The following is a 25419-nucleotide window of genomic DNA, read 5'->3' on the forward strand; positions in this document are numbered from 1 at the left end:
TCCTTGGAAGATACCGATGCGGCGGCGATCACTGGGTGACGTAGCCGCCGTCCATGACCAGGCCCTGGCCGCTGAAGAAGCTGGCTTGCCCGGACGCCAGGAACAGTGCCGCGCCGGCGACTTCCTCGGCCGTGCCGCTGCGGCCGGCGACGGTGGCGTTGGCGAAGGCCTGCTTGGCGGCCTCGTCGCCCCAGACGCGGTCCTGGAACGGGGTGTCGATGATGCCTGGCAGTACCGCGTTGACCCGGATGCCGCGCGGGAAATATTCCAGCGCCGCGGTTTTGGTCAGCCCCATCACCGCGTGCTTGCTGGCGATGTAGACGGCCGCGTTCTGGAAGCCGATCAGCGCGCCCATCGAGGCGTTGTTGACGATCGCGCCGCCGCCGCTGCGCAGCATCGCCGCGATCTGGTGCTTCATGCTCCAGAACACGCTGCGCACGTTGGTGTTCATCACGTACTCGTAGTTGGCATCGTCCTGTTCCACGAACGGGGCGAAGCGGCCGTCGGTGCCGGCGTTGTTGAAGGCGACGTCGAGTCGGCCGTAGTCGGCCACGGCGGTCTCGACCAGGCGGCGGATGTCGTCCTCGCGGGTGACGTCGGCCTGCAGGAAGCGGGCGCGGCCGCCTTCGGCGCGGATCGATTCGGCGACCGCCTCGCCCTCGGCGGCACGGCGCGCGGCGGCGAGCACGATCGCGCCCTCGCGGGCGAAAGCGCGTGCGGTGGCCGCGCCGATGCCGGACGAGGCGCCGGTGACCAGTACGACCTTGTCGCGCAGACCGAAACCAGGGGTAGAGGCTTGCATGGGAGTGCTCCGGGTAGGGGAAGAACCACGGAGGCGACTTTAGGACTGGCCGACTAGGCGAAAAATAGGGATTATCCGAACGAGTCTTGAAGGAGGGCTTCACAATGGCCGCGCACCCGCTCCCCGCCGTGATCGCCTTCGCGCGCGTCGCCCGGCTCGGCAGCTTCACCCGCGCCGCCGCCGAGCTCGACGTCTCGCCCTCGGCGCTGTCGCAGACCGTGCGCACCCTGGAAGAACACCTCGGCGTGCGCCTGCTCAACCGCACCACCCGCCGGGTCGGCCTGACCGAGCACGGCGCGCGTTTCCTGGCCCAGGTCGCGCCGGGGCTGGAGCAGATCGACGCCGCCTTCGACGACCTCGACGCGGTGCGCGACCGCCCCACCGGGCGCCTGCGCATCAACGCCGGCCGTATCGCCATCCGCACCCTGGTCCAGTCGCGCCTGCCGGCGTTCCTGGCGCGCTATCCCGACGTGCAGGTGGAACTGTTCGCCGACGACACCCTGGCCGACCTGGTCGCCGGCGGTTTCGACGCCGGCATCCGCCTGGGCGAGTGCCTGGCGCGCGACATGGTGGCCCAGCCGCTGGGCGGGCCGCAGCGCATGCTCGTGGTCGGCGCGCCCGACTACTACGCCCGCCACGGCAGCCCGCGCGTGCCCGAAGACCTGATCCATCACGACTGCGTCCGCCAGCGCCTGCCCGGCAGCGGCCGCCTGCTGGCCTGGGAGTTCAACCGCGCCGGCCGCGATTTCGAAGTCGACGTCGGCGGCCGCCTGATCTTCAACGACAGCACGCTGGCGCACGGGCCGGTCCTGGCCGGGCTGGGGCTGGCGCAGCTGTTCGACACCATCGTCGCCGACGACATCGTCGCCGGCCGCCTGATCCCGGTGCTGGAGCAGTACACGCCCTCCTTCCCCGGCTTCTACATCTACTACCCGGCGCGTCGGCAGCTGGCGCCGAAGCTGCGCGCCTTCGTCGATTTCATGTGTCAGAGCAGCTGACCGAAACAGCTGACCGAAACAGCTGACCGAGACCGGGAAATACCTGCCGCCGCCTGAGTGGAATCCCGGATTCATGCGCCAAGCCGACCGGACTAGGGTGTAGCCGTCCCCCGGCCGCGCAGCCGCGGGGTAAGTCGCGATCCGCGCCGTCATGTATCGCGCCGTGGCGATACCTGCGACCCGGATCGCGGCTTACTCCGCTGTTGCGGGGCCATACGCCTCGCCTTTGCGCGCCGAGCGTGCGAGGCTGCGACGCAGTCTCCGGGGACCTCCGCCATGAGCACAGCCGCCACGCCTGCCGACGGGTCCGCTCCTGCGCAGCCGACCGCGCTGCAGGGCGACGCCGCACTGGTGCGCGCGCTGGGGCCGTTCCAACTCGGCGCCTCGATCATCAATATCATCGTCGGCGCGGGCATCTTCATGCTGCCGGCGCTGCTGGCCTCGCGTCTGGCCAATGCGGCGCCGCTGGCCTTCATCGCCGGTGCGGTCGCGATCGTGCCGATCGCGATGTGCTTCTCGGCCGTCGGCAGCCGCGCCGCCGCCACCGGCGGGCCCTATACCTACGTCGGTGCGGCCTACGGCGCGTTCGCCGGTTTCATCGCTGGCGCCTTGATGTGGATCTGCAATGTCGCCTCCAGCGCCGGCGTCGCCGCTGCGCTCGCGGGACAAGTCGCGCAGGCCTGGCCGAGCTTCGCGCAACCGCTGCCGCGCGCGCTGCTGATCTTCGCCGTGTACGCCAGCCTGTTCGCGCTCAACGCCTTCGGCGTGCGCCTGGGCGCGCGCATGATCGTGCTGCTGGCGACCTTGAAACTCACGCCGCTGTTCCTGCTGGCCTCGTTCGGCCTGTTGTTCGTCGACTGGCAGCACGTGGGCTGGGACGGCATCGGCTCCTGGAGCGCGCTTGGCAGCGCGATGGTGCTGGTGGTGTTCGCTTATTCGGGCATGGAAACCGCGCTGGTGCCCACCGGCGAAGTGCGCGACCCCTCGCGTCATGTGCCGCGCGCGACCTTGTCGGCGATCGCGATCGTCGTGCTGCTCTACATCGGCCTGCAAGTGGTTTGCCAAGGCACGCTCGGCGCCGCGCTCGCGCGCAGCGGCGCACCGATCGCCGACGCCGCCGGCGCGATCTGGGCCCCGCGCCGCGCCCTGCTGCTGATCACCGCCTGCGTATCGATGACCGGCTTCCTGATGGGCAATCTGTTCGCGTCCTCACGCCTGCTGTTCGCCCTGGGCCGCGACGGCTACCTGCCGCACGCCTACGGTCGGGTCGATGCCGTCCACCGCGTCCCGCACCTCGCTCTGGCCACCCACGCCACGATCGGCGCCGCCCTGGCCATGGCCGGCAGCTTCGAAACCCTGGCCCTGATCTCCGGCGGCGCGATCTGCCTGGTCTTCGCCGCCGTCTCCATCGCCGCCTGGCGCGCGCAGCGCATGGACCTGCGCGCACGCGGCGAACCTTTCGTGCTGCCGGGCGGTGCGACGGTGCCGCTGATCGCGGTGCTCACGATGGTGGCGATCCTGGCCACTCTGACTTCGCGCGAGTGGGGCGCGATCGCCGCGTCGCTGGCGTTGTTAATGCTGGTGTATGCGGGGCTGCGCGTTTGGCGGGGCCGCGCTGGCTAAGTCCGGCTATCGCGCCGGCGAGCTCCAACGCCGCGCTCTCCCACCAAAAGTCGGAACCGCCATCACGACTTGCGAAATTCATCGATTGACTGCAATTGGCGGTTCGACGTGCGTCGCTAAAAGTGCTTGGCGCTGTCTTGAACCCTGAGACGCGGATTGCCGATGATGTCGTCGCACATTGAGGTGCGTAGTCGGGGAAAAGCGCATGCGCTCGCTTAAAGCGTGGTGGGTCTTGGGGCTGGTGCTGATGACGTCTCCGTTTGCCGCGGCGCAGGCTGCTTGCGCGATAGGCGCGGACTGCGTTCCGGTGCAGTACAGCGCCTGGTGCCATGTGCGGGGGGACGACGGGGCAGGTAGCTATCCGCCCTATACCTGTGCTTCGTCGCAGAGCTATGCGAAGGGTTTCAGCAACTATCCGGACGATATCGCCTGGTCGATCCGGTCGTTCAAGAACGTCTACGGCTTCGTCAGCGGCACGGCGGCGCCCGCCGCTCCGGAAACCTTGACCTACAACGTTTGGCCCGAATCGGTAGGACGTCACCAGCGGTGGGACTACACCATGCAGGCGGCGGACGGTTCCACCACCGTCCTGCATTCGGCCAATGGCGGCAGCCGCTGGGGATCCTGTCCGATTGCGTTCACCCTGAATGGCACCGGCCAGTGCGAGCGGCCGCGGCCGCTGATCAGCCCCAAGAACCTGGGCTGCTGCGTGGGCGCTCCCACACTGAGCGGCTTCGTCGGCAATCCGATCAATGTCGGCGTGGCCAACAAGATGCAGACGGAAGTCGACTACACCGGCTCTGGTGCGTTTCCGCTCGAGTTCGTCCGCACCTATAACAGTCTGTTCGGCCCCTACACGACCAGCTTCTTCGGCTACTGGGTGGGCAACTACGACCGCGCCGTGCTGCCCGGCGCCAGCCCCGACGACGTCATCGTGACCCGTCGCGACGGCAAAGCCTACTTCTTCGCCATCGTCGCCGATGCCGGTGTGACATCGGCCGATGTGAGCGATCGGCTCTACCGCCTGCGCGATGGTTCGGGCAACGTGTCCGGCTGGAAGTACGTCACGTCCAACGACGAGGTCGAGCTGTACGGCGTCGACGGTAAGCTCAAGCTCGTCACCAACCGCGACGGCTTCACCCAAACGCTGACCTACAGCGACCAGTACACCTCGGCTACCGTGGCCCGGTACCCGGGGCTGCTCATTGCCGTCACCGACGCGAACGGGCGCTCGTTGCAGATTACCTACGACGCCGACAATCGCGTTACCACCGTGACCGACCCCGTGGGCGGCGTGATCCGCTACACCTACGACACGCGCGGCAACCTATCCACCCGCGTCGACGCCGATGGCAAGACCCGCACCTATCTCTACAACGAGACCGGCCTGAGCGGAAACAGCTATCTGTACTACTCGCTTACCGGAATCGTCGGCGAAGACGGCGTTCGCTATGCCAGCTTCTCTTACGACTACTCTGGCAATGCGACCTCGACCGAGCATGCGGGCGGGGTGGATAAAGTCACCGTGACCTACAACGGCGGCGGCAATGCGACCGTGGTCGATGCCAATGGCGCCAGCAGGACGTACGCGTTCACTCAGGCATTCCAGGTGCCCAGACTGACGTCCGTGCAGGAGCCTTGCCCGGCCTGCGTGGGCGGCGTGGGTACGCGCTCGGTCACGTTGGATGGCAATGGCTATGCCAACGTCCTCACGGACACGGCGGGCGTCACCACCGACTACGACCACGACGCGCGCGGCTTGCAAACCCGTCGCGTGGATTCGGCGAACAACGCATCGGCCAAGAGAACCATCGAAACCGATTGGCACGCAGCGTTGCGCGTACCGACTGAACGCCGCAGCTACAACGCGGCCAATGCCCTGGTTGGCAAGACCGCCTGGACCTACAACGCTCGCGGCCAGGCGCTCACGTCGACCGCGATCGACCCGGCGACGCCTACCACCACCCGCACCAGCACCACCACCTACTGCGAACAGACCGACATCACCGCCGGCACCTGTCCGCTGCTGGGCTTGGTGACCTCGATCAACGGCCCGCGCACCGACGTCGCCGACATCACCACGTTCACCTATTACGCCAGCGACGACGCCAGCTGCGCTAGCGCCCCGACCACTTGCCCGCACCGCAAGGGCGACCTGTGGAAGGTCACCAACGCATTGGGTCAGATCGTGGAGACCCTGGCCTTCGACGGCGCCGGCCGCCCGCTGTCGGTCAAGGACGCCAACGGTGTCGTCACCGACCTGGAGTACCACCCGCGTGGTTGGCTGACCGCGCAGAAGATCCGCGGCCCCAACGCCGGTGTCGAAACCNTGGAAGGTCACCAACGCATTGGGTCAGATCGTGGAGACCCTGGCCTTCGACGGCGCCGGCCGCCCGCTGTCGGTCAAGGACGCCAACGGTGTCGTCACCGACATGGAATACCACCCCCGTGGTTGGCTGACCGCGCAGAAGATCCGCGGCCCCAACGCCGGTGTCGAAACCGACGATGCGATCACCCGCTACGAATACACGCCCACCGGTCTGGTCAGCAAAATCACCCAGCCCGACGGCAGCTACACCACGTTCGGCTACGACGCCGCACATCGTTTGACCACGGTCACCGACAACACCGGCAACCAGATCGTCTACACCCTGGATAACGCCGGCCAGCGCACCAAGGAAGACACCAAAGACAGCGGCGGCGTGTTGCTGCGTACCCTGTCGCGCGTCTACAACCAGCTCGGCCAGCTGCAGACCGGCAAGGACGCCTACAACCACGCCACCGGCTACGTCTACGACGCGGCCGGCAACCTCGACACCACCACCGATGCGCTAAGCACGGTCACCGACAACAACTACGACCCGCTGGGCCGCCTGGTGCAGACCCTGCAGGACACCGCCGGCATCAACGCCCAGACCCAGTTCCAGTACGACGCGCTGGACCGCCTGACCCAGGTCACCGACCCCAAGGGCCTGAACACCCAGTACCAGTACAACGGCCTGGGCGATCTGACCCAGCTGACCAGTCCGGACACCGGCGTCACCGGCTACGGCTACGACAGCGCCGGCAACCGCAAGACCCAGACCGACGCCCGCAACGAAACCGCGACCTACAGCTACGACGCCCTCAACCGCGTCGTCGGCATCGCCTACAGCGACACCACGCTCAACGTCGGCTACACCTACGACACCGCCCAGGCCGTCTGCCAAACCGGCGAGACCTTCAGCGTCGGCCGCCTGACCCGCATGGACGACGGCAGCGGCAACACCCGCTACTGCTACGACCGCCGCGGCAACGTGGNCTGCCAAACCGGCGAGACCTTCAGCGTCGGCCGCCTGACCCGCATGGACGACGGCAGCGGCAACACCCGCTACTGCTACGACCGCCGCGGCAACGTGGCGCGCAAGGTCCAGACCACCAACGGGCAGGTGTTCACCCTGGTCTACGGCTACACCCTGGCCAACCAGCTGGCGTCGGTGACCTATCCCAGCGGCACGCGAGCCGATTACACCTACAACGCCCTGGGCCAGCCCAGCGGCGTCACGGTCACCCAGCCCGGCCAAAGTCCGCAGGTGCTGCTGACCAGCGTCACCTACTACCCCTTCGGCCCCGCCGCCGAACTGGAGTACGGCGACGGCCGCCGCCTCAAGCGCACCCACAACCAGAACTACCAACCCGGCGTGATCGAGGACGTCGGGCCGGACGGCCTGTCGCTGGGCTACGAGTTCGACGCCGTCGGCAACCTGATCAAGCTGCGCAAGGGCGACCAGTCCGAGCCGCCGCTGCGCGCCTACGCCTACGACAAGCTCGGCCGCCTGACCGAAACCCGCGACGGCGCCACCAACGCGCTGCTGCAGGGCTACACCTACGACGCCACCGGCAACCGCACCAGCAAGACCGATGCGAGCGTCACGCAGACCTATACCTACCCGAGCACCAGCCATCGGCTGTCGCAGATCGGCGCCACCGCGCGCAGCTACGACGCCACCGGCAACACCACCGCCGTCGGCGGCACCGCCCAGGAATACGTCTACACCGCCGCCAACCGCATGGGGCAGGTGAAGCAGGGCGGCAATGCGGTGATGAATTACGCCTATAACGGCAGGGGCGAGCAGACGCGGCGTTACCCGACCACCACGTCCACCAGCCAGACCTATGCCAGCTACGACGAGGCCGGGCATACCGTCGGTGTGTACGACCACACCGGCAATCGCATCCAGGAGGTCATCTGGCTAAACGACCTGCCGATCGGCGTGATTGATACGAACAAGCTGCACTACGTCCAGGCCGATCACCTGGGCACGCCGCGCAACGTGATCGACCCGGTGGCGGAGAAGTCTGTCTGGGCGTGGCAGCTAGGCAACGAAGCGTTTGGCGACAGCATCCCGAATCAGGATCCTGACAACAACGGCACCGCGTTTGTATTCGACCTGCGGTTTCCCGGGCAGCGTCACGACACCACAAGCGGACTTAGCTACAATTACTTTCGTGACTATGAAGCATTGACAGGAAAGTATGTTGAGAGTGATCCAATAGGTTTACGCGGGGGCTTGAGTACATTTGGATACGCACATCAATCCCCGCTCAATGCATTTGATCCGTACGGCTTAAAGGTAATTTGGAAGGGAAGCATGATGGGCGTCTCTGCCATCGAGGGGGTGGGGGCAGGCTTCTTCCTCTTCGATTTGGTGTCTGATTGCGTAGGCGGCCGAAGTGCCCGCGTGAAAGTATTTGCTTCGTCTGTTGCCGCAGGGATAGGTGCAAAATTAACTGGGACGGGCTCGTCAGTTCAGATGCACGATTGGAACGATGTCGCTGATCCACAAGTATTCAATGGCGTATTCGCGATGATTAGCGCGGCAATCGTTGTCGGAGGAGGGGGTGGCTGTTCAAAGTTCACTTTGGGTAATGCTTATTCAGATGGGTTTTGTGGCGGCCCCGCCTATGGCTTTGATTTTTCCGCAGGAGCATATTTTGGTGCAAGCGTCGTCATCTCGTCTGAGATTTACGATTGCACTGAATGTAGAAATTAGTCGTTAGCGGGTAGCGATAAATGTTTGGCGTGCTATGGATTTCTGTGAAGCTTGTGGTTATTTCAACGGGCGTGCTTGCGCTGTTGTCGCTAATTACAGGCAGTGTCACTTTAATGGATCTTGCCTTTAATCCTAAAATGCTTGTTCTGGAGCTACTTGCTTATTCCGTTGTTTGCGCGCTTATTGCACGTGTGCGAAGGCCTTGATGGATGAGTCAGGGTGATGAGGGAAATCGAGGACCCCGCAGGTCCGAGAGACGGAACGAAGAGACGGAACGAGGACACCCACAATTCAGCACCCGCCCTACACCCCTATCAGAAGTTTCTGACTGTGTTTGGATAGGATTGCCGTGATGCTGGCGACATGACCCAGGCACGCGCGTCGCTGATTCCACCCGGCCAAGCCGGCACTTTCCATTGCGTGCAATGCTGCGTGCGTCGCGCGTTCCTGTGCGGAATTGACCGCTACACGGGTCGGTCCTACGAGCATCGAAAGGACTGGATTGAGCAGCGGTTGCTGCTGCTGGCCGAATGCTTTGCTATCGCCGTTCACGCCTACGCGGTGATGAGCAATCATCTGCATTTGGTCGTGCAATTGGAACCGAGCTTGACAAGGCAATGGGCGGATGCCGAAGTGNGCTATCGCCGTTCACGCCTACGCGGTGATGAGCAATCATCTGCATTTGGTCGTGCAATTGGAACCGAGCTTGACAAGGCAATGGGCGGATGCCGAAGTGGCCGCACGTTGGGTTCGGTTGTTTCCGCCTCGCGAGAACACTCTCGCCGCTCACGAGTGCAAGCGCAGCGCGCTACTGGCCGATCCGGCTCGCCTATCGTTGATCCGTACCCGTTTGGGCRACCTGTCTTGGCTGATGCGTTGTCTGGCGGAGCCGATAGCCCGCGCGGCCAACGCCGAGGAYGGCTGCAAAGGGCGCTTCTGGGAAGGCCGCTACAAGGCGCAAGTACTTTGCGACGATCGAGCCGTGTTGGCCGCTATGGCCTATGTGGATCTGAATCCGATTCGCGCCGGTCTCGCGAGTGGACTGCAGGAATCGCATCACACCAGCGCGCACCTCCGGTTGCGCGCGCTYAACACTGATTCCGCCGAGACGGCGCTTCGCCCGGTCGCCGGCTCGCAGGTGGCCTGCTTGCCGATCCGGTTGGGTGAGTACTTGGCGTTGCTGGAGTGGACCGGGCGGCAGGTCCATCCGGACAAGCRAGGCGCCATTCCCTCTGACGCGCCGAGCGTATTGGTAAAGCTGGATAGGGAGCCAAGCCGCTGGACGAAGCGGGTGAGGTCGGTGGGCTCGGGCTACTGGCGTGTGGTCGGCGAAGCCCAGGATCTGATCGAACTGGCGCAACGACTGGGTCAGCGCTGGCTTAAAGGTGTGGGTCTGGCGGTCAAACTCGCCTAAGGCGCCTGAAAATGGCGGGAAGCGCGCGAGTAAGGGCTGACAATTATCCCTCCAGAGGCAATGGACCTGTGGCGTGACGGGGCTGGGCATCCGTCGACCTTTTGTGAATCTCGCGATCCCTCAGGCTGTTAGTATTCGATGGGATATCTGTGGGTGTCCCATTCTTCGTCTGGATAGGGAGCCAAGCCGCTGGACGAAGCGGGTGAGGTCGGTGGGCTCGGGCTACTGGCGTGTGGTCGGCGAAGCCCAGGATCTGATCGAACTGGCGCAACGACTGGGTCAGCGCTGGCTTAAAGGTGTGGGTCTGGCGGTCAAACTCGCCTAAGACGCCTGAAAATGGCGGGGAGCGCGCGAGTAAGGGCTGACAATTATCCCTCCAGGGGCAATGGACCTGTGGCGTGACGGGGCTGGGCATCCGTCGACCTTTTGTGAATCTCGCGATCCCTCAGGCTGTTAGTATTCGATGGGATATCTGTGGGTGTCCCATTCTTCGCCTCCCCATTCTTCGCCTCCCATTCTTCGCCTCCCATTCTTCGCCTTTCGCCCGCGATAACCTCAGCTGGCAGGACCGAGAGCTGGCCACCGTCGGCGCGCTTGCCGCGCTGCAGGGAGTGGATCCTCAGATGCAGTCCCATATGCGCATCAGCCGCAATGTCGGCCTGGCAGAAGCACAGTTGCAGCAGGTGGTATCCGTGCTGCGTGAGCGCGTCGGCACCGAAGCGGCCGACCGCGCCGAGGCCGCGCGCATAAGCACGGCCTCCAAGTGACGTCGATGAAACTCGTGAACCTGCGGCCCGCGTGTTTCGTTGTCATCGATCGGTTCGGTGATGCATCTTGACCGATCAATTGCCCTTCTTCTGACGACCGCTCAACGGCAGGCGCCACAACTCGTAGCGTTCTTCCCCAAGCGGGACGGAGCCTGCGAAGTGGTCGTTGAGGCGGCTCGAGGTGAAGATCAGATCGCCACCGGGCTGGATGGCGGGCGTATCGGGCCAGCGCACGCCCTCGTTGGACGCGATCAAGGACATCGATCGGGTCCTGTGGTCGTACTTCACGATGCCGTTGCGGGTGATGTCGGTGATGTAGAGGTCGCCTCGGGCGTCGGTCACGATGCCGTCGGTGTTGCCGCCCACCGCGCCCAGGTCCTGGATCGTCGCGGCGATCTGTTCGTCGGTGGAACCGGTTTTGCGCAGGATCGCCGTCGGCAGCGCGTGGATGCGCGTTCCGGTCGTCACCGTCCAGTACAGCGTCCTGGCGTCCGGCGAGAGTGCGATGCCGTTGATGCCGATCAGCAAGGGCTTGCCCGGCCATACGTCGGCGCCATGCGCGACGACCTTCACACCCGGTTCGATCTGCAGGCTCGGGTGCCGATCGAGGACGCGGCGGACCGTAGCGCTGGCGTAGTCGACCACGATCAGGCCGACCTTGTTATTCGGCGCACTGCGCGACCCGCTGTCGGAGATGTAGGCGATGCGACGGCGCTCGTCGACGACGATATCGTTGAGAAAACTGGCCTTGCGGTCGGCGACGCTATCCAACGGGATGCGCTTGACGGTACGGCCGGTTTTCAGATCCAGCACCAGCACCTTCTGCGAGCCCGCCGGCGCCTCGGCTTCGCCTGCGACGAAGCCCATGTCCAGCGCCCACAGCCAGCCGTTCCTGCGATCGACATGGAATCCGAGCACATTGCGCAGACTTCGTTCCGGCGCGCCCTCCACCGCGTTGCCTGGGTGTGACGGGAACGCGGTCAGCCGTGCCGGACCGGATTCGGCCCGGGTGTCCAGAATGCTCAGCGTGGCCGGCGCCCCGGCGGAAACCAGACGCGGCGTACTCACATAAGCGACACCTTGCGCATCGAAGTGGATGCCGGCGATGGGTGCGTCGACCGACGCGGCGAAAGGCGCAGGGTTCTTGCCGTTGTCCGGCGCATCCCAGCTCACGCCAGCGTAGCTGCGCCAGCGTTCCAGGGAGGGCCCATCCGCCGCACCGGCCGCGTTTGCGAAGGAAAGCAGGGCCGCCATCGCGATGGCGGACGTACGACAGGGGCGCTTGGACATGGTCGTGTTCGGTAAGGGAAGGAGGAGATGCTGGAAGTCGGGCGGGCTCAGGCGACCTGGCGCATCTGCAGCAGGTCGAACGCGCCGATCATCGACCCGGCCTTGCTTCGGAACGCGTCCATGTGCGGACCGCGCATGTGGGTTTCCCACGCAGCGCGGTCGCGCCAGCGTTCGACGAATACGACCCGGCCCGGCTGCTCCAGGGACTCGTTCAACTCGTAGCTGATGCATCCGGGCAGTTGGCGCACGACGGCGACCAGTTCGGCTTGCGCCTGGACCAGCGCGGCTTCGTAACCGGGCTTGGCCTGCGCGATGGCGATGACGATGAGGTCGGACATGATGGCTCCGGATTCAGAGGATCGAACGGAAAGTGCCGCCTTCGACGCGAACCGCCGCGCCGTTGGATGCGGCGCCTAGCGGACTGGCCAGCAACGCGACCATCGCCGCGATCTCGTCGGCCTCGATCATTCGCGCGATCAGCGAACTGGGGCGATAGGTCTGGAAGAAGTGCGCTTCGATCTCCGCGTCGGTCATGCCAGGACGCGGCGCGGTCTGGCGCAGGTATTCGACGATGCCGTCGGAACGCGTGGCCGACGGCAGCACGCTGTTGACGGTGACGCCGGTGCCCTTGGTCAGCTCGGCCATGCCGCGCGAGACCGCCAGCTGCGCCGACTTGCTGACGCCGTAATGCACCATGTCCGGCGGCGTGAACGCGCCGACCTCGCTGGAAACGAAGATCACCCGGCCCCAGTTGCGCTGCAGCATGCGTGGGAAGTAATGCCGCGACAGGCGCACGCCCGACATCAGGTTGACGTCGAGCATGCGCAGCCAGTCCGCATCGGTGATCTCGGCGAAGGGCTTGGCTTCGTAGTAGCCGAGGTTGTTGACCAGGATGTCGGCGTCCGGCTGCGCCGCGGTCAGCGCAGCGGCGCCTTCGGCGCTGCCGAGATCGGCGACGATCGTGGCAACGCGGCTGTCGGGTGCGCCCTTGGCGATCTCGGCGGCGGCGTTCTGCAGTTTTTCCGGGTCGCGGCCGGTCAGGGTGACGGCGACGCCTTCGCGCGCCAGGGTGCGGGCGATGGCCAGGCCGATGCCGGCGGTGGCGCCGGTCACGAGAGCGGTTTTGCCGGCGAGTTGAAGGTCCATGGTGATTTCCTTGAGACGAGCCGACGGCGCGCCCGCGCGAACGGACGTGCGCATCGCTCTGCGTAGAAAGAGTGGGGCCGACCGATCCGCCGGCCGCTGGTCGCGCAACCGGAGGTACTGCGACTTCAGAGGCCGGCCGCTTGCGGGTCAGCCAGGGGTGGATGACCTGCCCGAGCTAGGTGCCGGTCGGCCGTTCGTTGCCGCCCTGGCTGCCCTGACTCGGCACGGGCGGCACGAGTCTGGCGGAAGGGATGGAGGCGCTCTGGTTCATGGTCGTGGCCCTGCGATGCGGAATGGACTCACTGTATTCAGCACTTATGCGGCGATAAACTGACCAGGGAGAAAAACATTTGTTCTTCTGAGGACAAGATGAGCCGGAAATTCGACTATCTGGGGGACGTGGAAGCCCTCATCGCCGTGGTCGAGCACGGCTCTTTCACCGCCGGCGCCGTGGCGCTATCGACCACGCCCTCGGTACTGAGTCGCGCCGTCGCTCGGCTGGAGACGCGCCTGGGGCGGCAGCTGCTGCAGCGGACCACGCGCCGCCTGGGCCTGACCGAAGCCGGACGCCTCTACCTGGAGCAGGCGCGCTCGGCCTTCTCGCTGCTCGAAGACGCCGAGCGCGAGGTGCAGGGCCAGGAGGGCGAAATGGCCGGCCGCGTCAGGCTGAGCGTGCCGACCACCTACGGCCACTATCGGCTGCCGCCGCTGCTTGCGCGCTTCGCCAGGCAATACCCCCGGGTCCAGGTAGAACTCAACATCACCAACCGCAATGTCGACTTGGTGGCGGAAGGATTCGATCTCGCCATCCGCCTAGGACATCTGCCCGATAGCGGCCTGGTCGCGCGCAAGCTCGAAGACGCCGCCCTGCTCCTGGTCGCATCCCCCGAGTACGTGCAACGGATGGGCCTGCCGCAGGCGTTGGAGGATTTGCGGCGGCACCTGTGCCTGCCCTTCCTGATGCCGCGCACGGGTCGTCTCGCGCCCTGGGTGTTCCGCGACGGCGGGAAAGATATCGATTGGTTGCCCGACGCGCCGATAGAAATTTCGGACGATGTGCTGGGCGTGGTGTCGCTGGCCGAACAAGGCGTCGGCATTTGCCAGAGCTACGAATTCATCGTTCGCGACCGGATGGAACGCGGCCGGTTGGTGGAAGTGCTGCCGCAGTTGCGGGGGCGATCGCGGCCGTTCTCGGTCGTCTATGCGCCGCACCGGAGTCAATCCGCAGCGGCACGAGCCATGATCGACCTGCTTACGTCGTAATACGACACGCTAAAATCGATGTCGAGAAGCTCAGCCTATCGAAACTGAACTCTCTTCTGGTCGCCGCGGAGCAGCGGAGACAGCTGATATCCAGCCGTCGCCCATTGCCTTAGTGCGTCGATAAGGTGATCGCACTCGCTGCTCAGTACGGTTATACGATCGAGGACCCAATACCATTTCCCAGTCCGCATGCGCGCGCCACGCGGACACATAGGTCCGCGTAGCCGAACAGCCTGAAAACATGCGCGATGCCAGGCCTCAGCCCACTACCCGCACCACCACCTTGCCGAAATGCCTGCCCGCTTCGAGGTACTCGTACGCCTCGCGCGCCTGGTCGAAGCCGAACACGCGGTCGACCACCGGCACGATGCGATTGACCTCGACGAACTTCGCCAGCGCATCCAGCATCGCGCGGCTGCCGACGAAGATGCCGGCCAGGTGCTTCACGCCGACGATCAGCGCGAGCGGGTCGACCTGGGTGCCGCCGAAGCCGGTGACGCCGCCGATCACGGCGACGGTGCCGCCCATGCGCGTGGACTGGATGGATCGGGCGAGGGTGCCTTCGCCGCCGACTTCGATCACGGCATCGACGCCGATGCCGTCGGTCAGGCGCAGCACTTCGTCCTGCCATTCCGGGGTGTCGCGGTAGTTGATGACGGCGTCGGCGCCGAGGGCGCGCACGCGTTCGAGCTTGTCGTCGCTGGACGAGGTGACGATGGCGCGCAGGCCGGCGGCCTTGGCCAGCTGCAGGGCGATGATCGAAACGCCGCCGGTGCCGAGCAGCAGCACGCTGTCGCCGGGTTTGAGCGTGGCTTCGACGAACATGGCATTCCAGGCGGTGATGCCGGCGCAGGACAGGACGGCCGCTTCGGCGTAGTCGAGGTGGGCGGGGATCGCGACCAGCGCGTCCTCGTGGGCGATGAACTGTTCGGCGAGCACGCCGTCGATCTGGGCGCCGAACGAGTCGCGGGTCTTGGTCGGCGTCGGCCTGCCGTCGATCCAGTCGGGGAAATACGTGTTGATGACGCGGTCGCCGAGCTTGAAGCGGGTAACGCCGGCACCGACCGCGATCACTTCGCCGGCGCCGTCGGCCACCGGGATCATCGGGTGGGCGGCGGCCGGGCCGTACTGGCCGCGCGCGAACATCAGGTCGCGGTAGTTCAGGGACACGGCATGGGTGCGCACGAGCACCTCGTGCGGTCCGGCGACCGGGGCGGGGCGTTCGACGCGCTCCAGGCCGGCGACGTGGGCGCCGCTGACGATCTGGTAAGCCTGCATGGGGTGGATCTCCGTAGGGGGTCCGGGCGGTCCGGACGGTGATCCATACGATATAGTCGCCTGATGGGCCCCGGTGGCTCTATTCAATCGCTAGTCTGTATCCTTATAGGCGCCAATGGACGACAAACTCACCGGCATCGCCGCTTTCGTACAGGCCGTGGACTCGGGCAGCTTCGCGGTCGCGGCCGAGCGCATGAACCTCACCCGTTCCGCCGTGGCCAAGAGCGTGGGGCGTCTGGAACGGCGTCTGGGCGCGCGCCTGTTCCATCGCACCACGCGCCGGCAGAGCCTGACCGAGGACGGCCAGGCCTATTACGAGCGTTGCGTGCGGGCCCTGGCCGAGCTGGACGCAGCCGAGGCGACGCTGGACAGCGGCCGCCGCGAGCCGCGCGGCCGTTTGCGGGTGAGCGCGCCGGTGCTGTTCGGCCGTCATTGCGTGGCGCCGGTGCTGATGACGCTGGCGCAACAGCATCCGCAATTGCAGGTGGAGATCTCCTTCAGCGACCGGGTCGTCGATCTGCTGGAGGAGGGCATCGATCTGGCGATACGCATCGGTCCGCTGCCGGACAGCACCCTGCTGGCGGCGCGCCGTCTTGGCACGCAGCGCATGGGCATCGGCGCATCGCCCGCTTATCTGGCCCAACGCGGTCGGCCGGAGAACGCCGAAGCGCTGGATGGCCACGCCTGCATCGTCTATGGCCGCGCCGGTCAGGACCTGCGCTGGCGGGTGCGCGACGGCGACGGCGTGCGCGAGCCGCGCATGGACGTGAAGCTGCGCATGGACGACGTGCAGGCGATCGCCGATGCCGCGGTCGCCGGCGTCGGCCTGGCCTGGCTGCCGTGCTGGATGCTGTCGCGCTATCTCGCCAGCGGCGAGCTGGAATGCGTGATGGGCCACGAGCTGGTGTACCCGAACGACGTGCACGCGGTGTGGCCGCAGTCGCGCTACCTGCCGTCGAAGACGCGGGTGGCGATCGATGCGCTGGTGGAGGAAATACCGAAGATCATCGGCAAGTGACGGCCGATGCCCGGTGTCGGCGCATGTCCCGTGGGAGCGACGTAAGCCGCGATCGTGCTTCCGGGCAACGTCCAAGACGGACGCAGTGCCGGTTCACTGCTTCCATATAAAGAACCCTGCGACGGGGCGCTGGCTTACTCGTTTCCGGCGACATCGAACTTATCGCCGAGCGAGCATGAGCCATCCAAAGCGCCTCAGCTCCCGCAGTTTTCGCGCAAGGACAACGCCTTGGCGATATCCCGCCAATCGAACGCGCCCACGCCCATGTCGTCGTGCACGGCGTAGAACACGCCGGCCGGGAAGCGCTTGGTCGCGCCCTGTTGCAGCCATACGCCGTCGGTGTTGCCGACGGTCTCGCCGGAGAACGCGCCCAGGTGGGCGAGGGTCTTGCGGTCGAAGACATGGAACAAGCTGCGGTCCTTGAACTGGTCGGTGGTGAGCCAGTAGCCGCTGCCGTCGGCGCAGGTCCACAGGGCGATGCCTTCGGCCTGCGCCTTGAACAGACCCAGGCCGATGGTGCGGCCGCGGTACTTGCCGGCGAGATCGTACTCGCGCACGGCAGTGCCGGTTTTGAGGTCTTCTTCGGCGATCAGCAGACGGTCGTTAGCGACGTCGCCCCATAACGATTCGGGGACGCGGATCGCGCCGGCGGTGCTGGTGTCGCCGAACGCGCCGAAGTAGCGCGCCATGAACGGACCGGCGCCCGCGCCGACTTCATAGCCCTTGAAGCGCGCGTTCAATTGCGCCAGCGGCGGCGGGATCTCGTCGCCGTTGGCGTCCTCGCCGGCCATATAGGCATCGCTGACCAGCACTTCGACCTTGCCGCCGTCGATATCGCGCACCCACAGGCCGTAGGGCTGCTGGAGTTCGCCAGTGCCGAAGCTGCCCAGCGATTCCAGGCCGGGCAGTTGCAGCACTTGCACGCGGCGGTTGTCGCGCTCGACCACGTAGACGCGGTCGCCGTGCACGGCGATGCCGTTCGGGCGCAGGAACTGACCGGGCTTGGCGCCGGCGCTGCCGTAACGACGTAGTTCGGCGCCGGTGTCGCCGTCGTAGATCATCAGGCGGCTGGTCTTCTTCGACGTCGCCAGCAGCAGCACGCGGCCGTCGGGTGCGATCCAGGATGCGGGCGAGTCGACGTTTTCCGGCGGCGTGAGCGCGGTGAGGAAGGCTTCGCGGATCACTTGATGCGGGACGTTCGCGCTCGCGAGCATCGGCTCGGCACCGGTTTCGTCGGGCTCGCGTTCGACGCGATCGGTGGCGCAGGCGGACAGCAGCAACGCACTGACCAAGGACACGGTGACTAGCGGCGCGATGCGCAGGCGCATGAGGGTCTCGCAGGATTGAGGCGGAGCGACGGTCCGCGGCGCGCGGAGCTTAACCGGGTCGGATGACAGCTTGCGGACAGCGGCGTGCGCAGCGCAAACGACGACAGCGGTGTCATCGTTCCGCCATGGGAGTGACGTAGATAGTCGCGCTTCCCTGAAGCGGACACCGCAATGACCAAGACCCTCCTGGCCATCGGCCTGTCGCGCGCGCTCACCGGCACGGCCTTGTTCGCCGTCGCCGGCGTGGCGCTGGCGCAGACGCCGAGCACCGCCGCCGCCGCCGCGTCCGAGGCGCGCGATCTGGACACAGTGGTCGTGCAGGGCGAGATCGTCTACCGCAATCGCACCGAGGCGGTCGCGCCGACGCTGTCCTACGATCTGGAGTACTTCCAGCGCTTCGAGCCGCTGACCGTCGGCGACATGCTCAAGCGCGTGCCCAGCGTGACCTTCGTATCGGACGTGCTCGAGTACGACGGCGCGCGCCTGCGCGGCCTGGACCCGGGCTACACCCAGATCCTGATCAACGGCAAGAAGGTGCCGGGCGCGGGCGACGACCGTTCGTTCTTCGTCGACCGTATTCCGGCCGAGCTGGTCGAGCGCATCGAGATCGTGCGCAGCCCCAGCGCCAACCGTTCCGGCGACGCCGTAGCCGGCGCGCTCAACATCGTGCTGCGCGACGCCTACGAGTTCGACGGCGGCTACCTGCGCGCCGGCGCGCTGCGTTTCGACGACGGCGAGGTCAAGGGCACAGCCGGCGCGGTGATCGGCGGCGCCGTCGGCGAGGGCCGCCTGCTGGGCGGCATCAACATCCAGGGCCGCTACAACCCCAAGCTCAAGCGCAGCGACCGCTTCGAGCAGCCGGGCGGCGATTTCACCGATGCCGAGAACCAGACCGACACCCGCGACGGCACCGACTACTCGGCCAATCTGTCCTACACCCGCGATATCGGCAGCGGCCGGCTGTCGCTGGGCGGCCTGTACGTGCGCACCGACCGCACCGAAAGCGAGCATTCGCTGGAGTACAACGACGCCTTGCTCAACGACCGTGCGCACCTGCTGTCGGACAACGACCAGGTAGTGGACATCGAGCAGAACAACCTGGCGCTGTCGGGCAGCTACCGTTTCGACATGCTCGGCGGTCGCACCACGCTGGACCTGGGCTACTCGCGTTTCGAGGACCGTCGCACCGACACCGAGGAAGAGAGCGGCTTCGACGACGACGACAGCCCGCCCTCGTTCGACGAACGCGAGGGCACGCGCATCCTCAGCGATCAGGCCGACCGCGAGCGCACCGCGTCGCTGTCGCACCAGCGCGACCTCAGCGGCGGCCTGCGCCTGGAGTTCGGCGTCGACGCCACCGCCAAGGACCGCAAGACCACGCTGCGCACCAGCGAGGTCGACACCGACGACGAGGGGGCGCCGCTGCCGCCCTACGCCGATTTCGAGCGCGCCCGCAGCACCATCGAGGAACGCCGAGTCGATCCCTACCTGATGGTCTCCGGCAAGGGTGGCGCCTTCGACTGGGAAGCCGGCCTGCGCTACGAGACCACCGACGTGGACGTGCGCAACGACGAGGCGCGCGCGTCCAACGACTACGCGACCCTGCTGCCGTCGGCGCACCTGCGCTGGAACGTGAGCGAAAACGACCGCATCACCCTGTCGCTGGCGCGCACGGTACGCCGTCCCAACTTCAACTACATCCTGCCGCTGACCCTGGAAGAGGAGTACGGCGACAACGACTTCGTCGGCAATCCGCAGCTGGATCCGGAGACCGCCTGGGGCCTGGACCTGGGCTTCGAACGCCGTCTCGGCAGCCGGGGCATCGTCGGCGTCAATCTGTTCTACCGCGACGTCAAGGACCTGATCGAGATCACCAATACCGGAGAGGCCAGCGCGACCGCGCGCGACGACTACGAGGACGAACTGGACGAGTTCCTGGACGATCATCCGGGCGCGACCCCGGCCACGCCGGGCTACCCGCAGTTCGATCCCGACAGCTTCGTCTATACCGCGGCCAACGTCGGCGACGGTTACGTCTACGGCATCGAGTTCGATATCTCCACGCCGCTGACCGTCATGGGGCTGCCGAACACCGGCGTGTTCGCCAACTATTCCTGGCTGGACAGCTCAGTCGACGATGCGCGGGGCGAACGCCGCTTCAACAACCAGTCGCGCTACGTCTACAACGTCGGCTTCATCCACGACATCGCCGACTACGGCGTGGCCTTCGGCGCCAGCTACCGCCGCCAGGGCGACGTGCGTTCGCGGGTGCTGGCCGAGGAAGTGCTCACGCAGTACAGCGCGGACCTGGAAGTGTTCGTCGAGAAGCGCTTCGGCGAGCGCTTCTCGCTCCGCCTGACCGGCTCGAACCTGCTCGACGCCAAGAAGAGCGAGTTCTTCAACAAGTTCGACACCCTGGCCGACCAGATCGACCGCGACTACGACGAGTACGAGCGCGAGCGCGAACAGGCAGGTCCGGTGTACCAGCTGATCGCGCGCTACAAGTTCTGAGCGACCCGTCTGCAAGGGGGCCGGGCGTGGCGGCGGGGCGGCCGCCGCGCCCGGAGTTTTGGGGGCTTGGGTACGGGATGGCGGTGCGCGGTCGCCGCAATGCGTCGCCGCAGGATGCGATCCGCCTCAAGCTCGGGATCAGTCCGGCCGCTTATCAGGCGCGGCTCGCCCGCGGCGGCTGAACGGGCCGTTGCCGTGGCCGGATCGGCCGGCGCCGGCCGTTCGTACTCGGACGACGTCGACGCGAAGGACGCGCGCGGTAGTACGGCAGGCCAAGGAAGCGGCCCCGCGATGGGGCCGGGGCGAAGGAAGATCCGCCATGGCGTCGCCAACGCGCTGAAGATTTCGTGGTCGGTGTCCGCGCACGTCGTGGCGACGCTGAGCATCACGCGTGCCGCGCGTTCGACCCACGCGACAGGTCCAAGGAGGACCCCATGAACCCGAGCATCCGCATTCCCACCGTCGCCGCGCCGCGCGCGGCGCTCTATGCCTCGGCGCTGGCCGTGCTGCTGGCCGCGCCCGCGTACGCGATCGGCCCGGAGGCGCCGGTCGATTTCGTCGATCACTACGTGCGCGACGGTTTCGTCGTGATGGTGATCGAGCCCGAACGCCTGGCGTCGCTGGACGTCACCCGCGCGATCTACAGCGACGGCACGCCGCTGGCGCGCGAGCCCGATCCGGTGCCGTGGCGCAAGCTGCGCATGTTCGACTACACCGCGCCGTTCACCGGGCCCAACGATTTCAAATACCGCGATCCGCGCGACAAAGCGCCGCCGCGGCGCGCGGCCGAAGCCGAGCGCCAGCTCCCGAGCATCGCCCGCGCCGAGCCGCGCGCGGAGCTGCGCCTGGCCGACGCGTCCGCCGCCGCGCGCACCGCGCTCCGGGACGAACGGCCCAAGCGCGTCGGCGTGCTGATCCCGCTGGCCAGCGACAAGGCCGCGCAGCTTAAGGACGGCGCCTACGCCGAGAAAATCCTCGCGCGTGCGCATGCGGCCAACGAGGACCCGAAGAGCAAGCCGCTGCAGATGGTGTATTGGGCGCACTTCGTGGTCCGCGACGGAAAACCGGCCTATGTCAGCCAGGCCGAGTACTCGCGCATGGTCGATCCGCCTTACGACGGGCTCGATGCGTTGGGCGAGAAAGTGCAGTGGAACGAGGGCCGCGGCGCGGCGGCGAAAATGCCTGTGAGCAAGACCAGGCTCGGCCGCGCCATTCCGCTGGGGCGCGCGGGCGGGTTGCTGCCCGAACGCGAAGACGCGGCACGCCGCAAGGACCAGGACGCCGGCCGGAACGCCGACGAATCACGCGAACGCTAGGAGGCACCCGCCATGAACATCCGCATCATCCAATTCGCCGCCACGGCGGCCCTGTTGCTGGCCGCGCAAGTCGCGGCCGCGGCCGAACGCAACGTCTGCTTCCGCCTGCAGCTGCGCGACGAGCGCGTGCAGTGCGCCGACACCTCCGAAGCCGGCGCGCGCCGCGGCTGCAATTCCGGCGGCTACGTCGACATGGTCGGCCACCAGATCGAAGTCTGGGACAAGGACTGGGAAGGCGACGACGAATACATCGGCACCTGGTACATCGGCGGCGGCGGCAGCCAGTGCGTCGCCTTCGAGTGGGAGAACTCCGACTACGACAAGGGCGAAGCCAATCCCGATCTGTACCTGCGCTACGTCAACAAGGTCAACCGCACCGGCTACAGCCACTACGTCGAAGTGCGCGGCGTGAACACCGACAACAGCGCCGCCAGCGTGACCTCGTGGCGCAACGGCCAGTCCGGCGACCCGGAACGCTACGTATCGATGAACTGCAAGGCCAACACCACCTGCAGCGTGTTCGGATCGGGCACGCTGGTGCCGACCAACGACATCGCCTCCGATCGCGGCCTGCGGATCATGGCGCTGGATTCGGCCCAGCACACCCTGCAGGCCTTGGGCGAGATCATGGACACCAGCGTGCGGCTGCAATACCCGGGCCAGACCGATTGCCCGACCAGCTGCGCGCCGGACCGCGACCTGATCAAGATCACCCGCACCCGCGGCGCCAACGGTTCCAACGTGACCCACGAGCTCGGCCACGTGATCCAGATGCAGGAATTCGACCAGGATTGGCTGCGCGACGACTGCAGCCGCGGCGGCGACGGTCACAGCCTGGACTCGCTGGAACACGAGTCCTGCGCGACCACCGAGGGTTGGGGCAACTACGTCGCCCTGGTGAGCTGGTACGAGCCGAACAACAGCGCGACGGTGCCGTTCGGCTGGGGCCGCAACTTCGAGACCGCGACCCTGGGCTTCGCCACCTGTTCGGACAACGCCCACAACGAGATCCAGACCGGCAAGGCGTTCTGGGACCTGGACGACTGGAATAACGAGGGCGGCAGCGGTGCGGCCAGCGGCGACGACGATCGTCTGGCCTACGCCAGCACCGACATCGTCACCGGCTGGCGCCAGTTCGACGACGGCAGCGACAACCGCGAGGACGGCGAAGACGGCGCCGATGGCGTCAACGTGCGCGACTACTGGGGCAACAACAGCGGCCGCTTCACCGCAGCCGGCGTTTTCGAAACCCTGATCGACCACAACTGCCTGCAGGCGCAGGTCAACGATTGAACCGCGTCGCGCGCACCGGTCCCGCGGATCGGTGCGCGCGTGGCTAGTTGTCGCGGCGCATGCGCAGCAAGGCGACCACCAGGATCACCACCAGGGTCAGGCAACCGACTAGGCCCAGGATGATGATCCAGTGCCACAGGCTGAGTCCTGCCATCCCTTCCTCCGACCGCTTGAGCTCCTGTCGAAGCGCAGGGTAACGGAGGTGGTTGTTGCGAAAGTGTGTGCGTCGTTAAAGCGTGACCTGCGTGTGTAGCGCGTGCTGTTCTTGTGTGGAGCGAGTCGGATCGCGATGTGGCTGTGGCCAATGATGGCTCGCGATCGCGGGTACGTCGGCGAGGGGAGGTTCAATCGCGACTTAGGTCGCTCCCACAGTCGCTGCGGGGTTCGGTCTGTGTGCCGGGCTGGACGATGAGAGCAGGACTTGCGCTGGTTCGCCGGCGACGCTGCTGCGTGGTCGAGTGCGGTCGCGGCTTACGCCGCTCCTACCCGAGGCGGCAGCGTGGTGCGGAAGAGCGGTGGTCAGCCGCGGTGCTCCAAGGCCAGATATTCCGCCGACTGCATTTCGATCAGGCGCGACGCGGTGCGTTCGAAGGCGCCGCCGAGTTTGTGGCCCAGGTAGAGCTCGGTCGGCGCGACGGCGGCGGTGCAGACCAGGTTGACGTGGCGGTCGTAGAGTTCGTCGATCAGGGTGACGAAGCGGCGCGCGGGGTCGTCGTTGCGGCCGTCGAACAGCGGGATGTCGCCCAGCAACACGGTGTGGTGTTCGGTCGCGATCTCGATGTAGTCGCCGGCCGCGCGCGGGCCTTCGCACAGCGCGGCGAAGTCGAACCAGGCGTGGCCTTCGGCCAGGCCGCGCACCGGGATGTCGCGGCCGTCGATGTGCAGCGGGCCCTGTTCCTTGGGGCAGGCCATCGACAGTTCCTTCCAGCGCGCGGCCAGCCAGGCGTCGGATTCGGCGTCCAGCGGCGTGCGATACACCGGCGAGCGGGTCAGCGCGCGCAGGCGGTAGTCGTGGGCGCTGTCGAGCAGCAGCACTTCGCAATGCTGCTGGATCTGCGCGATCGCGGGTTTGAAGCGGTCGCGCTGCAGGCCTTCGGCGTAGAGGTTGGGCGGCGCGGTGTTGGAGGTGGTGACCAGGGCCACGCCCTCGGCGAACAGGCGTTCGAGCAGGCGCCCGAGCAACATCGCGTCGCCGATGTCGATGACGAAGAATTCGTCCAGCACCAGCACGCGCAGTTCGCGGCCCCACTGGCGCGCGATCTTGGCCAGCGGATCGCTCTCGCCGGTATGCGCGCGCAGCTGCGCATGCACTTCGCGCATGAAGCGGTGGAAGTGGGTGCGGCGCTTCCCGCGGATCGGAAGACCGTCGAAGAACAGGTCGATCAAGAACGTCTTGCCGCGACCGACACCGCCCCACAGGTACAGGCCCTTGGGGGTTTCCGGTTTCTTGCCGAGCAGGCCGTCGAACAGGCCGCGCTTGAGCGGTTCGCTCAAGCGCGCGTGGAGGCGGTCGAGTTCGCGCAGCGCGGGGTGCTGGGCGGGGTCGTCGTTCCAGTCGCCGCGGGCGACGCCGGCAGCGTAGGCGGCGGACGGCAGCGCCGCCGCGATCGGTTCACTCATGCGGTTGCGCAGGCAGGTAGGGCTTGATGCCGTTCTTGATCGCGCCGCGCAGGTCGATCAGGCGGCGGTGGAAGAAGTGGCTGGTGTCGGGCATGCGGACCAGGTCCGGCGGCTGCTTGAGGCTGTCGAGCCAGGCGTAGACGGCGCTGGGGTCGACGATTTCGTCGGCCTCGCCCTGGATCACCAGCCAGGGGCAGTCGGGGATGACGATGTCGGCGAAATCCCAGCGCCCGGCCGGCGGCGCGATCGAGATCAGCATGCCGGGCTTGAGTTCGTCGGCCACCTTCAGCGAGACGTAGGCGCCGAAGCTGAAGCCGGCCAGCCACAGGTGCGCGTCGGGACGGGTCGCACGGACCCAGGCGGCGACCGCGCGCAGGTCGTCGGCTTCGCCGCGGCCATGGTCGAACTCGCCCTCGGACTGGCCGACGCCGCGGTAGTTGAAGCGCACCGTGGCCGCGCCGGACTCGCGCAGGGCGCGCGCGGTCATGGTCACGACCTTGTTGTGCATGGTCCCGCCCTCGGTCGGCAGCGGGTGGCAGACGATCGCGACCAGCGGCCGCGGCGTGTCCTCGGCGGCTTCGACGATGGCTTCGAGCGCGCCGGCCGGGCCGCGCAGGCTGAGCGCGGTGGAGGCGTCGCCGGGGAAGGCAGGAGTGGTCATACGCGCATCATACCGAGCGACTGTTAGCGGGCCGGCGATCAGCCAGGTCTGCGGTCAA

General features: G+C 66.6%; 20 protein-coding genes and 1 pseudogene. 13 read left to right on the forward strand and 8 right to left on the reverse strand.

The genetic code is table 11. The annotated features are described in order from the left end of the window. Positions 1 to 28 precede the first annotated feature (28 nt). Entirely contained in the window at positions 29 to 802 is a 774-nt protein-coding gene (locus ASE10_RS08170) for a glucose 1-dehydrogenase (protein WP_055905845.1), read from the reverse strand. A 104-nt stretch (positions 803 to 906) separates the two neighbouring features. Here ASE10_RS08170 and ASE10_RS08175 point away from each other — a divergent pair, with 104 nt between their 5' ends. The 8 genes and pseudogenes from ASE10_RS08175 (at position 907) to ASE10_RS19580 (ending at position 10637) form a co-directional block, all read left to right on the forward strand. Beyond that, on the forward strand, positions 907 to 1800 hold the full coding sequence (locus ASE10_RS08175) for a LysR family transcriptional regulator (protein WP_055905849.1): 894 nt from the start codon (positions 907 to 909) through the stop codon (positions 1798 to 1800). 276 nt (positions 1801 to 2076) lie between these two features. Beyond that, positions 2077 to 3423 (forward strand): APC family permease, encoded by a 1347-nt coding sequence (locus tag ASE10_RS08180; protein WP_055905852.1) that lies wholly within the window; start codon positions 2077 to 2079, stop codon positions 3421 to 3423. 205 nt (positions 3424 to 3628) lie between these two features. Beyond that, a partial coding sequence (locus tag ASE10_RS20090) for a DUF6531 domain-containing protein (protein WP_235567547.1) occupies positions 3629 to 5752 on the forward strand: 2124 nt, incomplete at its 3' end. 31 nt (positions 5753 to 5783) lie between these two features. After that, positions 5784 to 6723: pseudogene (locus ASE10_RS20970) on the forward strand (hypothetical protein); the annotation flags it as partial. Positions 6724 to 6767: 44 nt separating this feature from the next. After that, entirely contained in the window at positions 6768 to 8456 is a 1689-nt protein-coding gene (locus ASE10_RS20975; RefSeq protein WP_157481133.1) for an RHS repeat-associated core domain-containing protein, read from the forward strand. A gap of 363 nt (positions 8457 to 8819) precedes the next feature. Beyond that, positions 8820 to 9092, forward strand: a 273-nt coding sequence (locus ASE10_RS20980) for a transposase (RefSeq protein WP_235565855.1), incomplete at its 3' end; no start/stop codon positions are given. A gap of 980 nt (positions 9093 to 10072) precedes the next feature. Beyond that, positions 10073 to 10195, forward strand: coding sequence for a hypothetical protein (locus tag ASE10_RS21285; RefSeq protein WP_255355474.1), 123 nt, complete (start codon positions 10073 to 10075; stop codon positions 10193 to 10195). Positions 10196 to 10298: 103 nt separating this feature from the next. Then, entirely contained in the window at positions 10299 to 10637 is a 339-nt protein-coding gene (locus ASE10_RS19580; protein WP_235567557.1) for a carboxymuconolactone decarboxylase family protein, read from the forward strand. A 75-nt stretch (positions 10638 to 10712) separates the two neighbouring features. Here ASE10_RS19580 and ASE10_RS08200 read toward each other — a convergent pair whose 3' ends face one another. From ASE10_RS08200 to ASE10_RS08210, 3 genes are read right to left on the reverse strand one after another with little or no spacing between them, the layout of a single operon-like run. Further along, entirely contained in the window at positions 10713 to 11927 is a 1215-nt protein-coding gene (locus ASE10_RS08200; RefSeq protein ID WP_056304634.1) for an L-dopachrome tautomerase-related protein, read from the reverse strand. Between the two features lie 47 nt (positions 11928 to 11974). Beyond that, complete coding sequence (locus ASE10_RS08205; protein WP_055907207.1) at positions 11975 to 12265, reverse strand: putative quinol monooxygenase; 291 nt, start codon at positions 12263 to 12265, stop codon at positions 11975 to 11977. A gap of 13 nt (positions 12266 to 12278) precedes the next feature. Beyond that, complete coding sequence (locus ASE10_RS08210) at positions 12279 to 13073, reverse strand: SDR family NAD(P)-dependent oxidoreductase (RefSeq protein WP_055908449.1); 795 nt, start codon at positions 13071 to 13073, stop codon at positions 12279 to 12281. Between the two features lie 369 nt (positions 13074 to 13442). On the opposite strand from ASE10_RS08210, the gene ASE10_RS08215 reads away from it, so the two are divergent. Continuing rightward, positions 13443 to 14336 (forward strand): LysR family transcriptional regulator, encoded by an 894-nt coding sequence (locus ASE10_RS08215; RefSeq protein ID WP_056304636.1) that lies wholly within the window; start codon positions 13443 to 13445, stop codon positions 14334 to 14336. Positions 14337 to 14594: 258 nt separating this feature from the next. Here the strand turns inward: ASE10_RS08215 and ASE10_RS08220 are convergent, their stop codons facing one another. After that, positions 14595 to 15614: an NAD(P)-dependent alcohol dehydrogenase gene (locus tag ASE10_RS08220; protein WP_056304639.1), complete on the reverse strand. Its 1020-nt coding sequence runs from the start codon at positions 15612 to 15614 to the stop codon at positions 14595 to 14597. Between the two features lie 115 nt (positions 15615 to 15729). On the opposite strand from ASE10_RS08220, the gene ASE10_RS08225 reads away from it, so the two are divergent. Further along, positions 15730 to 16632 carry a LysR family transcriptional regulator gene (locus ASE10_RS08225; protein ID WP_056304641.1) on the forward strand — a complete coding sequence of 301 codons (903 nt, stop codon included), beginning with the start codon at positions 15730 to 15732 and terminating at the stop codon, positions 16630 to 16632. Between the two features lie 194 nt (positions 16633 to 16826). On the opposite strand, the gene ASE10_RS08230 is transcribed toward ASE10_RS08225, so the two are convergent. Then, entirely contained in the window at positions 16827 to 17960 is a 1134-nt protein-coding gene (locus ASE10_RS08230; RefSeq protein WP_055907222.1) for a phytase, read from the reverse strand. A 171-nt stretch (positions 17961 to 18131) separates the two neighbouring features. Between ASE10_RS08230 and ASE10_RS08235 the strand changes: the two genes are divergently transcribed. The 3 genes from ASE10_RS08235 to ASE10_RS08245 all read left to right on the forward strand — a co-directional run bounded on the left by ASE10_RS08235 (position 18132) and on the right by ASE10_RS08245 (position 23080). Then, positions 18132 to 20471: a TonB-dependent receptor gene (locus ASE10_RS08235; RefSeq protein ID WP_055907225.1), complete on the forward strand. Its 2340-nt coding sequence runs from the start codon at positions 18132 to 18134 to the stop codon at positions 20469 to 20471. Between the two features lie 434 nt (positions 20472 to 20905). Beyond that, positions 20906 to 21787 (forward strand): hypothetical protein, encoded by an 882-nt coding sequence (locus ASE10_RS08240; RefSeq protein ID WP_055907228.1) that lies wholly within the window; start codon positions 20906 to 20908, stop codon positions 21785 to 21787. Positions 21788 to 21799: 12 nt separating this feature from the next. After that, on the forward strand, positions 21800 to 23080 hold the full coding sequence (locus tag ASE10_RS08245) for a hypothetical protein (RefSeq protein WP_055907232.1): 1281 nt from the start codon (positions 21800 to 21802) through the stop codon (positions 23078 to 23080). A 519-nt stretch (positions 23081 to 23599) separates the two neighbouring features. Here the strand turns inward: ASE10_RS08245 and zapE are convergent. Further along, a complete protein-coding gene (gene zapE, locus ASE10_RS08250; protein ID WP_200945886.1) occupies positions 23600 to 24688 on the reverse strand; it encodes a cell division protein ZapE in 1089 nt (362 codons plus the stop codon). A 4-nt stretch (positions 24689 to 24692) separates the two neighbouring features. Then, positions 24693 to 25361, reverse strand: a complete 669-nt coding sequence (locus tag ASE10_RS08255; RefSeq protein WP_055907240.1) for an alpha/beta hydrolase — start codon at positions 25359 to 25361, stop codon at positions 24693 to 24695. Positions 25362 to 25419: the final 58 nt, after the last annotated feature.

This window comes from Lysobacter sp. Root76 (genome assembly GCF_001428685.1).
Taxonomy (GTDB): Bacteria; Pseudomonadota; Gammaproteobacteria; order Xanthomonadales; family Xanthomonadaceae; genus Lysobacter.